Source organism: Idiomarina sp. X4 (genome assembly GCF_002808045.1).
Lineage (GTDB): Bacteria > Pseudomonadota > Gammaproteobacteria > Enterobacterales > Alteromonadaceae > Idiomarina.
Genome location: NZ_CP025000.1, coordinates 91,025 through 104,771, shown reverse-complemented (window position 1 = coordinate 104,771; position 13,747 = coordinate 91,025). Strand labels below are relative to the sequence as shown.

Below are 13,747 nucleotides of genomic sequence, written 5' to 3'. Positions count from 1 at the left end.
TTACTCCGTCTCGCTAACAGCAATGAGTTCATCGCCGTCACTGACAAGATCGCCAGCGGCAAAGAAAATATCGGTGATTTCGCCGTCATGGCCAGCGCGTATGGTGTACTCCATTTTCATCGCCTCCATAATGACAAGCGCCTGATCTTTTTCGACGGTATCACCTTTAGTCACCAGCACCTCCATAATCGTGCCGTTCATAGGCGCGACGTGTCCGCCGTGCGCTGTATCATCAGAGAGGGTATCAGCCACACGGTGGCGATGGAAAGTGACAGGGCCATTGTTGGTAAAGACGGTAATTTGTTGGTCATCTGCGCTGACATAGCGAGAGTAACGCATATCACCTGCGGTTAGTGTCAGCTTGTCATCGGTTAGGCTAGCCTGCCAATGAATCGTTTCTTCACTGATACGCTGGGTAAACTCACCATTTCCAATTTCTGTCAGTGAAATGGTGTAATTGTCATCATTGAATTGCAGCGGGATGTTGTGCGTTGCTGCTGAGTTCATTCTAAAGGCATTACCGCTTTGCCAAGGAGAGCTGCCACGCTGCTGTTGGCGTTGAATAATATCGAACAGCGCCGCTTCCGTCGCAATTTGCTGATAGTTCACAGACGAATCAGGTGCCAAGTCTTCTTGGTGCTGTTGAATGAACTCGGTGGTTAAATTGGTATTCACAAACTCGGGGTGCGATGCCAAACGATGCAAAAAGTCGATATTGGTTGTCAGCCCCGTTAACCGGTATTCACGCAATGCTTTCTGCAGACGAAGCAGGGCACGACTTCGATCGGTATCCCAGACAATTAGCTTGGCGATCATTGGATCGTAGAAAGCTGAAATTTCATCGCCTTCTTCAATGCCGGTATCAATTCGTACACCGTTTATTTCAGCTGGTGTGCGTAAATGATTAATGATGCCGGTGCAGGGTAAGAAGTCGTTGTCTGGATCTTCTGCGTAAATACGCGCTTCGAACGCATGACCGTTAACCTGAATATCATTTTGAGCAAGCGGTAATGGTTGACCTGAAGCAACCAGTAATTGCCATTCAACTAAGTCCTGTCCAGTGATCATTTCCGTCACCGGGTGCTCAACCTGCAAGCGAGTATTCATTTCCATAAAGTAGAATTCGCCGCTTTGATCAAACAGGAACTCAACCGTACCAGCACCAACATAATCAATGGCTTGAGCGGCTCGAATAGCGGCTTCCCCCATGTCTTTTCGGGTTTTCTCAGTCAGCGCTGGAGCAGGGGCTTCTTCCAGTACTTTTTGATGACGGCGTTGGACTGAACAGTCACGCTCGGCCAAATAGACAGCATTGCCATGTTCGTCGGTAAATACCTGAATTTCCACGTGGCGAGGATTACGAATAAATCGCTCCAACAGCACTTTGTCGTTACCGAAAGAAGACTTTGCTTCACGTTTGGCGGAGCTGAGTGCTTCGTCAAACTCACCCATGTTTTCAACCACGCGCATGCCTTTACCACCGCCACCGTATGCGGCTTTTAAAAGCAGTGGGAAGCCCACTTTTTCGGCCTCTGCCTTTAACGTGTCAGTGTCTTGTTCGCTGCCATGATAGCCCGGAACCAATGGCACTCCCGCGTCCTGCATAATAGCCTTTGCAGCACTCTTCGAACCCATTGCTGCGATGGAAGCAACTGGCGGTCCAACAAAGATGATGTCATTGACCTGACACGCGTCAGCAAAGTCCTCGTTCTCTGATAGAAAGCCATAACCGGGATGGATAGCCTCGGCACCCGTTTGTTTGGCTGCAGCAATAATTTTGTCGCTGCGCAGGTAACTCTCTGTGCTAGCTGCAGGACCAATGTGAACCGCATTGTCAGCCAACTTAACGTGGCGGGCGTTGCGGTCGGCGTCAGAGTATACTGCGACAGTGCGAATGCCCATTTTCTTTGCCGTTGAAATAATACGGCAAGCGATTTCACCACGGTTCGCAATCAGTAATGTATTGATCATAATGGGACCTGTTTTTAATTCTTATTGAGCCAGGCAGCAGGACGTTTTTCTAAAAACGCACTTAAGCCTTCCTGACCTTCATCCGATACGCGAATTTCTGCAATGGCTTTTATTGTGTGATCGCGTACGTCTTTATTAATAGGACGCGAACCAACGTTGCGAATAAGTTCCTTGCAGGCCGTGACGGCTTGAGGACTGTTAGCTAATAGCGTATCGAGTAATTTGTTCAGCGGCTCGTCAAAGTCGTCAACAACGTCATTCACTAGGCCAAGCTTTTGAGCTTCATCCGCGAAAAAGCGTTCTGCGGTGAGCATGTAACGACGAGACTGCCTTTCGCCAATAGTGCGGACTACATAAGGGCTAATAACCGCTGGTATCAGTCCGATTTTGACTTCACTTAAGCAAAAGCTGCTGCGTGGTTGCGCCAGTACAATGTCACAACAAGCGGCTAAACCGACGGCACCGCCAAAGGCTGCGCCTTGAACTAACGCAATACTTGGTTTGCTGAGCAAATCTAAACGCTCCATTAATAAACCAAGCTCACCGGCGTCTTCAACGTTTTGCTGATAGTTTTTGTCCGCCATAGAGCGCATCCAGTTCAAGTCTGCGCCGGCAGAAAAGTTTTTGCCTTCAGAGCGTAATACAAGAACTCGAGCTTGCTCACTGTCTTCGACGTTTTTTAACGCCTGAAGCAATTCTGAAATCATTACGTCGTCAAAGGCGTTATGAACCTCGGGACGATTTAATGTCAGCGTCGCAACACCCTTATCGCTGATATCAAGATTGGTGTATTTTGCCATAATAAATAACCTCCGATTACATGCGGAAGACGCCAAAACGGCTGTCTTCAATCGGTGCATTTAATGAAGCGGCAAGGCTTAATGCCAGAACTTCGCGCGTTTGTGCCGGGTCAATAATGCCGTCGTCCCATAAGCGGGCAGACGCGTAGTACGGGTGACCTTGTTTCTCGTACTGCTCAACAATCGGCTTTTTCAGCGCTTGTTCTTTTTCTTCACTCAGGCTTTCGCCTTTACGGGCTAAATTGTCTTTGGTGACCTGTGCCATAACGCCTGCCGCTTGTTCACCACCCATGACCGAGATGCGGGCATTTGGCCACATGAACATCATGGTTGGATCATAAGCGCGACCACACATGCCGTAGTTACCGGCACCATAGCTACCACCAATTAAGACGGTAAACTTAGGAACTTTTGCACAGGAAACGGCCATAACCATTTTCGCGCCGTGTTTGGCAATGCCTTCGGCTTCGTACTTTTTACCGACCATAAAGCCGGTAATGTTTTGTAAGAACACCAGTGGAATTTTACGTTGGGCACAAAGTTCAATGAAGTGAGCACCTTTTTGTGCCGACTCGGAGAATAAGATGCCGTTATTCGCGACAATACCAACGGGGTAGCCGTCAATGCGGGCAAAACCTGTCACCAGCGTATTACCGTAGTTGGCTTTAAATTCATCAAAGTCAGAGTCATCAACAATGCGCGCAATGACTTCGTGAACGTCATAAGGCTTACGCAAATCGGTACCAACAATGCCGTACAGCTCTTTGGCGTCGTAACGCGGTGGTTTTGATGGTTGACGGTCCAGCTGAGTTGGCTCACCTCGGTTAAGGCGTGCTACCGAGCGGCGAGCTAAAGCTAAAGCATGCTCATCGTTGTGAGCAAAATGGTCGGCAACACCGGAAATGCGAGTGTGCACGTCGGCGCCGCCAAGCTCTTCGGCTGAAACTTCTTCACCCGTTGCCGCTTTAACTAGCGGGGGACCGGCTAAGAAAATAGTACCTTGCTCTTTAACAATAACGCTTTCATCGGCCATTGCGGGTACGTACGCGCCGCCGGCGGTACACAGGCCCATAACCACTGCAATTTGCGGAATGCCTTTGGCTGACATGTTGGCCTGATTAAAGAAAATACGCCCAAAATGTTCTTTGTCAGGGAATACTTCATCCTGGCGAGGCAGGTTAGCGCCGCCAGAGTCCACCAGGTAAATGCAGGGCAAGTGACAACGCTCGGCAATTTCCTGAGCGCGCAAGTGCTTTTTCACGGTCAGTGGGTAGTAGGTGCCGCCTTTCACGGTGGCATCGTTGGCGATGATCATGCACTCAGTGCCTTCAACCTGACCAATGCCAGCGACAACGCCGGCAGCAGGAACGTAATCTTCATAGCATTCCCAGGCGGCAAACTGGCCAATTTCTAAAAATGGCGAGCCGGCGTCGAGCAACTTGTTAATGCGGTCGCGCGGTAGTAATTTACCGCGAGACAAATGGCGTTCCTGATACTTAGGGCCACCACCTTGGTGTATTTGTGCTGCTTTTTCCTGCAAGTCGTCAACCACAGCCTGCATCGACTCGTAATTTGCAGCGTACTGCTCGTCACGAGTGTTTACTTTACTCGATAAAATTGCCACAGCGCAGTCTCCTGTTATTTGGATTCGCTGAAGATTTCGCGACCTATCAGCATGCGGCGAATTTCTGAAGTGCCGGCGCCTATTTCATACAGCTTAGCATCACGCAACAAGCGCCCAGTAGGATATTCATTAATGTAGCCGTTACCGCCTAATAATTGAATGGCGTCTAGCGCCAATTGAGTGGCTAATTCAGCCGCGTATAAAATAGCACCAGCTGCGTCTTTGCGAGTCGTCTCTCCACGATCGCATGACTGGGCAACTGCATAAACATACGCGCGGGCGGCGTTTGTACGAGTGTACATATCAGCAACTTTACCCTGAACCAACTGGAATTCACCAATTTCTTTCCCGAACTGTTTACGGTCGTGAATATAAGGCACGCAAGTGTCCAGACACGCTTGCATAATACCTAAAGGCCCGGATGCCAGAACCGCTCGCTCGTAGTCCAGACCACTCATGAGTACAGCAACACCTTCGTTCAATTCACCCAGAATGTTCTCTTCAGGAACTTCAGCGTTCTCGAATACTAGCTCACAGGTGTTTGAACCACGCATGCCCAGTTTGTCGAGTTTTTGCGCCTGACTGAACCCTGGAGTGTCTTTTTCAACGATAAATGCGGTGATCCCGCGAGAATTTTTCTCAGGCTCGGTTTTGGCATAAATCACGAAAACATTGGCTTCAGGACCATTAGTGATCCACATTTTGTTGCCATTCAGAATGTACTTGTCGCCTTTTTTCTCAGCGCGTAGCTTCATGCTGACAACATCCGACCCTGCGTTAGGTTCACTCATTGCCAGGGCGCCAACATGTTCACCAGTACACAACTTAGGTAAGTACTTTTTCTTTTGCTCTTCATTACCGTTACGGTGAATTTGATTCACGCAAAGGTTTGAATGAGCACCGTAACTCAGACCGACTGAGGCTGAAGCTCGGCTAATTTCTTCCATAGCAATAACGTGCTCCAGGTAGCCCATACCCGAACCACCGTATTCTTCAGCAACGGTTAAGCCGAGCAGACCCATGTCGCCAAGCTTACGCCATAAATCGCTTGGAAATTCATTTTTCTCGTCAATGTCAGCTGCGCGCGGCGCAATTTCATCACGAGCAAACGCATTAACTTGCTCACGGATCATGTCAGCGGTTTCGCCGAGGCCAAAATTAAAGGTGGTGTATTGACTAATCATAACGACTCCTGAGAGTGAACTTTGGATGTTGACTGCTGAATAACTTCAAGTTCGTCCTGGCAACGTTGTTCCAGACCGCTGAGTTCCGTCAGCAATACATTAATGTCTTCCATTTGTTGTTTGAGTGAGACTTTCTTCTCACTAATAAGCTCAAGTACCTTTTGAAGTTGTGCAGCGCTGCTGTTATCTGCGTCGTAAAGCTCAAACAGGCGACGCGTTTCAGCCAACGAAAAGCCTAAGCGTTTGCCCCGTAAAATGAGTTTTAAACGGACTCTGTCTTTATTGGTATAGATGCGCTGCTGGCCCTGTCGCTTTGGTGAAAGCAGGCCTTCGTCCTCGTAGAAGCGGATGCTACGAGTGGTAATGTCAAATTGTTTTGCCAGTTCACCAATACTGTAGGTAATTTTATTGTTCATCGGTACTTGCTTTTTGGTTGCTCTGGGATCTAAGCTTAGAGGAAGTTTACGTTAACGTAAAGTGCATTTGGAGGAAAGATGTCAAGCGATTCGATCGTGATTGTAGCGGCCAACCGCACGCCAATGGGCGGTTTTCAGGGCAGTTTGAGCGACGTAGCTGCACCCAATTTAGGGGCAACCGCTATAAAAGCCGCTTTGAGTAACAGTGGTTTAAGTGCCGATGATATTTCGGAAGTTATTATGGGTAATGTGCTACCGGCTGGTTTAGGTCAGGCGCCGGCTCGCCAGGCTATGCTATACGCTGATTTGCCGCGTTCAACCGGTGCAACTACCATCAATAAAGTATGTGGTTCTGGCTTGAAAGCCGCAATGATGGCTCACGACTTAATTAAGGCGGGTTCTGCTGATGTTGTGGTCGCTGGCGGTATGGAAAGCATGTCAAATGCACCGTATATGTTGCCAAAAGGCCGCAGCGGTTACCGCATGGGGCACGGGCAGGTGCTTGATCACATGATGCTGGATGGTCTGGAAGATGCCTACGAGCATAAGGCGATGGGTGTTTATGCTCAGGGAACGGCCGATGATTATGGTCTTGACCGTAAAGCGATGGATGAATTTGCGATTCATTCATTGACCAAAGCTCAAACGGCTATCAAAGACGGTTTGTTTGAGGGGGAAATTACGCCGGTAACTTATTCAACTCGTAAAGGCGACGTTACCGTTGATACCGACGAACAGCCAGGCAAAGCGCGTTTGGACAAAATTCCTGAACTGCGTCCTGCGTTCAAGAAAGACGGCACTATTACTGCGGCGAACTCCAGTTCTATTTCCGATGGTGCGGCTGCACTTATTTTAATGCGTGAAAGTGAAGCTAAAGCCAAAGGCCTGCAGCCGCTGGCGCGAGTTATGGGTCACACAACGCACTCGCAAGCTCCGTCTGAGTTTACTGTTGCTCCTATTGGCGCAATGAACTCTCTGCTTGGCAAGTTAGACTGGACAAAAGACGATGTCGACTTATGGGAAATTAACGAAGCCTTTGCCATGGTCACTATGTTGGCTATTCAGGAAATGAAATTAGACCCAGCTAAAGTGAACGTGCATGGCGGTGCTTGCGCATTAGGGCACCCAATTGGTGCAAGCGGTGCACGCTTATTAGTAACGCTGCTACATGCACTGAAACAAAAAGGCCAGAAGCGCGGTGTCACCTCGCTATGTATTGGTGGTGGCGAAGCCGTCGCTCTGGCAGTGGAGATGATGTAACTGGCGTACGCCTATATGAGTTAGCCGGCGGGCTTCAATTTGTGAGCGCGCCCGGCTAACCAAACAGCAAGTACGATAATTAAAGCGCCACTAATAAGTCGGGTATAGTCGAAAGACTGTTCCCAAAATAAGACATTAACTAGAATTCCGGCAGGAATGAGCGCATTGTTCATGGTGGCAAGTTGCCCGGTGTTAACCCACTTGCTGGCGAGGTTCCAGCCAAGGTAGCCGAGGCCGGAGGCAACAATGCCCAACCAGAGCAAAATACCCCACTGAAGCTGAGTGGTTGGCAATAGGTTTAAGTCGGCGAAAAATAATACGCCAAGTCCGGCAATGACACTGGCGCCAAAGAAAAAAGCGGCAAACTGCTGACTTTGGGCGAGGGTTTTACCTGTGGGTAGACGTTTGTAAGCAACTTGACCTAAGGCAAAGCACGCATTGGCTGCTTGAATTAAAAAGAAGCCAGTGATGAAGTCATCGGACAATGGTTGATAGCGAATAATGGCAGCGCCACCGACAGATACCGCTGCTGCTATCCACCATAGTAGGGGTAAGTGCTTGCGGTTGAGTATGAGCTCATCAATAAGAGTAATGTAGAGCGGCGTAAAAATAGTGAACAAAAGCACTTCAGCGACGCTCAAATACAAAAATGCGTGATACAAAAATAAATACATGGCGCCAATTTGCACGGCGCCAATAATGGCCAGCTTAGTCAGTTGAGGTAGCTGCCCACTTTTGGGCGATAAATGTCGCCAACGGAACAAGGGTAGAACGGTTAACAGTGCTAGAATCATGCGCACAAAAACAACAATATAGCCGTCAACTTGTCCGGCAAGGTAAACGCCAATGAGAGAAAAACTGGCGGCCCAAAGTAAAGTAATCAGAATTAAGAGGGTCACGTTAAAGGCTCACTTAACTAAATTCGTTCATTATGATGTGAACAAAATAACACAACAAGAAGGTGAATTATGTCTAAGAAAGTGCCTCTGTACATAGATGGCGAATTTGTCGCCTCGAAGTCGGAACAGTGGATTCCTGTCACCAATCCAGCGACACAGGAAGTTATCGCCGAAGCGCCCGTTGCCACTCAAAGTGAAATGGAGGCAGCGGTTGAGAGCGCGCGCGAAGCGTTTAAAACCTGGAAAGAAGTACCTGTATCAGAGCGTGCTCGCGTAATGATGCGTTATCAGGCACTGCTTAAAGAACATCAGGAAGAAATTGCTGAAATTCTGGCTCAGGAAACCGGTAAGACATTTGAAGACGCAAAAGGCGATGTCTGGCGTGGTATTGAAGTGGTTGAACATGCAGCTAATATCCCTTCGTTATTAATGGGCGAAACGGTTGAGAACGTTGCTCGCAAAATTGACTCATACAGCTACACACAGCCGTTAGGCGTTTGCGCGGGGATTACACCGTTTAACTTCCCGGCAATGATTCCACTTTGGATGTTCCCGTTGGCAATTGCCTGTGGCAATACCTTTATTCTTAAGCCGTCTGAGCAAGATCCTTTAACACCAACGCGTTTGGTTGAACTGTTTGAAGAAGCGGGCGCACCAAAAGGTGTTCTGCAAGTTCTACATGGTAACAAAGAGCAAGTTGACTTCTTACTTGACCACCCTGACGTTCGTGCATTGTCATTTGTGGGCTCAGTACCGGTAGCTGAGTACATTTACCGCCGGGGTACGGAAAACGGTAAACGTGTTCAAGCGTTTGCGGGTGCGAAAAACCACTGCGTTATTATGCCGGACGCAAACAAGCAGCAAGTGATCAATAACTTGGTTGGTTCGTCGGTTGGCGCCGCCGGTCAGCGTTGTATGGCCATTTCTGTCGCTGTATTTGTTGGCGCAGCGAAAGAGTGGATTCCGGAAGTGGCTGAAGCTATTGCTAAAGTTCGCCCGGGTGCCTGGAACGATGAAAACGCCGCTTATGGCCCAGTCATTAGTCCACAAGCAAAAGAGCGTGTTGAAGCCTTAATTACTCAGGGTGAAAAGGAAGGCGCGAAGCTTTTAGTCGACGGACGTAACTGTAAAGTTGACGGCTTACCGAACGGTAACTGGGTTGGTCCGACCGTGTTTTCTAATGTCACGCCAGATATGGAAGTCTATAAAACGGAAATTTTTGGTCCGGTGTTATGTGCGACTGAAGTCGACAGCCTGGAAGACGCTTTAGAGCTGGTTAATAACAACCCATACGGTAACGGTACGTCTATTTTTACTGCCAGCGGTGCGGCTGCTCGTAAATATCAACACGAAGTTGAAGTGGGTCAGGTCGGTATTAACATTCCAATTCCGGTACCTCTGCCATTCTTCTCGTTTACTGGCTGGAAACGTTCATTCTTCGGTGATCTCCACGCTTATGGTAAGCAAGCGGTGCGTTTTTACAGCGAAACGAAGACTGTGACGGCGCGCTGGTTCGAGAGCGACATTGATGAAGTCGCCGGTCCAAATATGTCGATTAACCTTAGGTAGTAGGGAACAACGATGAACTTTGAACTGACAGAAGATCAACAAGCCTTTGTCGATACAGCAAAGGCCTTTGCTGAAAAAGAGCTGGCGCCTAATGCGGCGAAGTGGGACGAAGAACACCATTTCCCAATAGAGGTTTTCCGTAAAGCCGGTGAAATGGGCTTTATGGGCATGTACACGCCTGAAGATGCGGGTGGTTTTGGTATGAGCCGACTCGACTCTGCTTTAATTTTTGAGCAACTGGCGGGTGGTTGTACGGCCACTACGGCCATGATGACCATTCACAACATGGTCACCTGGATGATTGGCTCATTCGGAAAGCAGTCTGTAATTGATGAATGGGTGCCAGAATTGGTGACGGGTGAGAAGTTAGGTTCTTACTGCCTGACGGAGCCAGGTTCAGGGTCAGATGCAGCGAGCTTACGTACCAGTGCGAAAAAAGATGGTGACGAGTATGTTTTGAACGGCTCCAAAATGTTCATTTCTGGAGCGGGTGAGACTGACGTATTAGTCGTTATGGCGCGTACTGGTGAAGACGGTCCGAAAGGTATCTCGGCGTTTGCAGTACCTGCCGATGCTGAAGGCATTGTCTACGGTAAAGCGGAAGACAAAATGGGTTGGAACGCTCAACCAACTCGCTTAGTGACGTTTGAAGACGTTCGTATTCCGGCAGAAAACCTGCTGGGTAAAGAAGGCGAAGGCTTTAAATTTGCCATGATGGGCTTAGACGGTGGTCGCATTAACATTGCCGTTTGCTCTGTCGGTACCGCTCAAGCAGCGCTGAATACAGCTAAAGCTTATATGCAGGAACGTACTCAGTTTGGTAAGCCTCTGGCGGCATTCCAGGCATTGCAGTTTAAGTTAGCCGATATGGCTACTGAACTGGTGGCCGCGCGTCAAATGGTGCGGTTGGCTGCTAGCAAAGTCGACAATAACGATGCGGACAAAACCACATATTGCGCGATGGCTAAGCAATTTGCAACCGATGTTGGCTTTAAAGTGTGTAACGACGCACTGCAGTTGCACGGTGGTTATGGTTACATCAAAGAATACCCACTTGAGCGCCACGTTCGCGATGTCCGTGTTCACCAGATTCTGGAAGGCACGAACGAAGTGATGCGTATGATCATTGGTCGCCGTATGTTGGCGGATAACGACCGAGAAATCTTGTAAGGAGACTCCATGCAAGACGTAGTACTTTTTGAAGAACTGAACGCCGGTGACAAAGTCATCGGCGTTGCTACATTAAATTCCGAGAAATCGCTAAACGCGCTGAGTTTGGCAATGGCTGAAAAGCTACTGCCGCAACTGAAAGAATGGGCTGAGAACGACGAAGTAGCCTGTGTCTGGCTGCAAGGCGCTGGTGAAAAAGCGTTTTGTGCCGGCGGCGATATTGTTGCTATGTATAAAGCCATGCAGGCAGAGCCTGGCAAACTGGTGGAGGAAGTGGAAAACTTCTTCACACAGGAATATCAGCTAGATTACTTTATCCAGACATTCCCTAAGCCTTTCATTTGCTGGGGTGACGGTATTGTTATGGGTGGTGGTATGGGCTTAATGAATGGTGCCAGCCATCGCATTGTGACTGAACGCTCTTTACTCGCCATGCCGGAAGTGACGATTGGCTTATACCCTGATGTTGGCGCAACCTATTTCTTGAATCGCATGCCTGAAGGCTGCGGCCTCTTTCTAGGAATTACAGGCGCCACAATGAATGCTAATGATGCACTTTACTTAAACCTGGCTGACCACTTTGTTGGGCACGACAGCAAAGAAGCTATTTTGACGGCATTAAAAGAGACTGAGTGGGGCGATACTGCGGCCCTTAATAAACAAAAAGTGACTGACTTATTAAGCTCGATTGCAAGCAGTGACACGACCGCATTACCTGCTCCTCAAGTTGAGCCGCACCAGTCGTTAATTTCAGAGTTCACCTCAGGCAATGACATTGGCGATATAGTTGAGCGTATAGTAAATGATGAAACTGACGACAAATGGTTAGCGAGAGCGCGTAAGAACTTAGCGAATGGCTGTCCGTTCACCTCTCACTTAGTCTGGAATCAGTTGCAACAAGGCTCAGATTTGTCATTAGCGGATTGCTTTCGTTTAGAGTTAACTCTGTCCTGTAATTGCGCGGTTCGTGGGGACTTTGCGGAGGGCATTCGAGCGCTGTTGATTGATAAAGATAAGAATCCACAATGGCAGCATAGCTCGGTAGCGGAAGTCCCAGCAGAGGAGGTTGATGCATTCTTCTTACCTCCGTGGGGTGACAGAACGCATCCATTGGCTGATCTTGATAAATAAAACGAACAAACAAGAAGGAGTGCCAACATGGCAACCGTAGGATTTATTGGTCTGGGTAACATGGGTGGTCCAATGGCCAGCAACTTGGCAAAAGCAGGCCACAAGGTTAAAGCGTTTGACTTGTCAGAGGAAGCGTTAAAAGCCGTTGTGGCTGATGGCGCAACGGCGGCGAAAACAGCTGAAGAAGCTATTGAAGGCGTTGAGTTTGTGGTTTCGATGTTACCAGCTGACCGTCATGTTAAAGGCGTTTACTTAGGTGATAATGGGCTAATTGATAAGCTTTCCAAAGAACAGTTAGTTATCGACTGCAGCACTATTTCTTCAGATACTGCGATGTACGTCGGTGAAGAACTTGAAAAAGCGGGAATTGCTTTTATTGATGCGCCGGTGTCCGGTGGCGTTGGCGGTGCAAAAGCAGGCACGTTAACCTTTATTTGTGGCGGTACAGAGACAAATGTTGACCGCGCACGAACTGTGTTGAATGACATGGGTAAAAACGTGTTTCGCGCGGGCGATGTGGGTGCAGGGCAAATTGCCAAAATCTGCAACAACATGCTGCTATCTGTATTAATGGTAGGTACATCAGAAGCACTGCAACTAGGCAAGGCGAACGGGCTTGACCCGAAAGTGCTGTCTGAAATTATGTTAGCGAGCTCTGGTCGTAACTGGACATTAGAGGTGTACAACCCATGTCCGGGCGTTATGGAAAACGTGCCGTCAAGCAACGACTATCAGGGCGGTTTTTTGGTTGACCTAATGGCGAAAGACTTAGGTTTAGCACAGCAGACTGCGTTAGAAAGTGGGGCGGCGACACCAATGGGGTCATTGACACGTAACCTTTACCACAGCTGGTCTGAACAAGGTCATGGTCGTCAGGACTTTTCCAGTATTTTTAACTATGTGGCACCTAAGTCACAGAAGTAACTTAAGAATTGAGGAAACACATGCAAATTAAAGACAGTGTGATTGTAATTACCGGTGGCGCTCAGGGGCTGGGACTTGCTATGGCTGAAGACTTTGCCAAGCAGGGCGCTCAATTAGCGCTTATCGATATTAACGGCGACGTGCTGGGCGATGCTCAGGAGCATTGCGAGAAGTTAGGCGCGGCTAAGGTTGTCGGCTATGAGGTTGATATTACCGACGAAGAGTCGGTAGAAACCGTTTTTGAACAAATTCAGCAAGAGTTTAATGGTATTGATGTATTAGTTAATAACGCAGGCTTGCTGCGTGATGGTTTATTGATTAAATACAAAGATGGCGAACTCAAGCAGAAAATGCCACTGCAACAGTTCCAGTCCGTATTAGACGTGAACTTAACAGGTACGTTCTTATGTGGTCGTGAAGCAGCGGCGCAAATGGTTAAAGCCGGTAAAAAGGGCGTCATTATTAACATTTCTAGCGTTGCTCGCGCAGGTAATATGGGGCAGACCAATTACTCAGCAACGAAAGCGGGCGTAGTCGCTATGACCGTTACCTGGGCGCGTGAATTGGGTCGCTATGGTATTCGTTGTGGTGCTATTGCTCCAGGCTTTATTGAAACGCCAATGACCGCTCAAATGAAACCGGAAGCGGTTGAACGTGCATTGTCTATGGTGCCACTAAAGCGCTGGGGGCAGCCTAATGAAATCGCGCACAGCGCACGCTACATTATTGAAAACGACTTTTTCAGTGGTCGTGTTGTTGAAATTGACGGTGGCGTTCGACTGTAAATCGCATTAGATAA

General features: G+C 48.5%; 12 protein-coding genes. 6 read left to right on the top strand and 6 right to left on the bottom strand.

Annotation, left to right across the window (positions count from 1 at the left end; genetic code table 11):
• The 5 genes from CWC33_RS00570 to CWC33_RS00550 are packed head-to-tail and all read right to left on the bottom strand — an operon-like array spanning position 1 to position 5,995.
• Positions 1–1,971, bottom strand: a complete 1,971-nt coding sequence (locus tag CWC33_RS00570; protein WP_100690363.1) for an acetyl/propionyl/methylcrotonyl-CoA carboxylase subunit alpha — start codon at positions 1,969–1,971, stop codon at positions 1–3.
• A gap of 14 nt (positions 1,972–1,985) precedes the next feature.
• Positions 1,986–2,771 carry an enoyl-CoA hydratase-related protein gene (locus CWC33_RS00565; RefSeq protein WP_100690362.1) on the bottom strand — a complete coding sequence of 262 codons (786 nt, stop codon included), beginning with the start codon at positions 2,769–2,771 and terminating at the stop codon, positions 1,986–1,988.
• 16 nt (positions 2,772–2,787) lie between these two features.
• Positions 2,788–4,395 carry a carboxyl transferase domain-containing protein gene (locus CWC33_RS00560; RefSeq protein ID WP_100690361.1) on the bottom strand — a complete coding sequence of 536 codons (1,608 nt, stop codon included), beginning with the start codon at positions 4,393–4,395 and terminating at the stop codon, positions 2,788–2,790.
• Positions 4,396–4,409: 14 nt separating this feature from the next.
• Positions 4,410–5,579: an isovaleryl-CoA dehydrogenase gene (locus tag CWC33_RS00555; RefSeq protein WP_100690360.1), complete on the bottom strand. Its 1,170-nt coding sequence runs from the start codon at positions 5,577–5,579 to the stop codon at positions 4,410–4,412.
• Positions 5,576–5,995: a MerR family transcriptional regulator gene (locus CWC33_RS00550; RefSeq protein ID WP_088768430.1), complete on the bottom strand. Its 420-nt coding sequence runs from the start codon at positions 5,993–5,995 to the stop codon at positions 5,576–5,578. The genes CWC33_RS00555 and CWC33_RS00550 overlap by 4 nt, the downstream gene beginning before the upstream one ends.
• A gap of 78 nt (positions 5,996–6,073) precedes the next feature.
• Between CWC33_RS00550 and CWC33_RS00545 the strand changes: the two genes are divergently transcribed.
• Positions 6,074–7,255 (top strand): acetyl-CoA C-acyltransferase, encoded by a 1,182-nt coding sequence (locus tag CWC33_RS00545; RefSeq protein WP_100690359.1) that lies wholly within the window; start codon positions 6,074–6,076, stop codon positions 7,253–7,255.
• Between the two features lie 20 nt (positions 7,256–7,275).
• On the opposite strand, the gene CWC33_RS00540 is transcribed toward CWC33_RS00545, so the two are convergent.
• Complete coding sequence (locus CWC33_RS00540) at positions 7,276–8,154, bottom strand: EamA family transporter (RefSeq protein WP_100690358.1); 879 nt, start codon at positions 8,152–8,154, stop codon at positions 7,276–7,278.
• A gap of 69 nt (positions 8,155–8,223) precedes the next feature.
• Here CWC33_RS00540 and CWC33_RS00535 point away from each other — a divergent pair, with 69 nt between their 5' ends.
• Genes CWC33_RS00535 through CWC33_RS00515 form a run of 5 tightly spaced genes read left to right on the top strand, consistent with a single transcriptional unit; the run spans position 8,224 to position 13,733 of the window.
• Positions 8,224–9,723, top strand: a complete 1,500-nt coding sequence (locus tag CWC33_RS00535) for a CoA-acylating methylmalonate-semialdehyde dehydrogenase (RefSeq protein WP_100690357.1) — start codon at positions 8,224–8,226, stop codon at positions 9,721–9,723.
• A 12-nt stretch (positions 9,724–9,735) separates the two neighbouring features.
• Positions 9,736–10,893 carry an acyl-CoA dehydrogenase family protein gene (locus CWC33_RS00530; RefSeq protein WP_100690356.1) on the top strand — a complete coding sequence of 386 codons (1,158 nt, stop codon included), beginning with the start codon at positions 9,736–9,738 and terminating at the stop codon, positions 10,891–10,893.
• Between the two features lie 9 nt (positions 10,894–10,902).
• Complete coding sequence (locus CWC33_RS00525) at positions 10,903–12,024, top strand: enoyl-CoA hydratase/isomerase family protein (protein ID WP_100690355.1); 1,122 nt, start codon at positions 10,903–10,905, stop codon at positions 12,022–12,024.
• 27 nt (positions 12,025–12,051) lie between these two features.
• A complete protein-coding gene (mmsB, locus tag CWC33_RS00520; RefSeq protein ID WP_100690354.1) occupies positions 12,052–12,948 on the top strand; it encodes a 3-hydroxyisobutyrate dehydrogenase in 897 nt (298 codons plus the stop codon).
• Positions 12,949–12,968: 20 nt separating this feature from the next.
• Positions 12,969–13,733 carry an SDR family oxidoreductase gene (locus tag CWC33_RS00515; protein ID WP_088768423.1) on the top strand — a complete coding sequence of 255 codons (765 nt, stop codon included), beginning with the start codon at positions 12,969–12,971 and terminating at the stop codon, positions 13,731–13,733.
• The last annotated feature ends 14 nt before the right edge of the window (positions 13,734–13,747 follow it).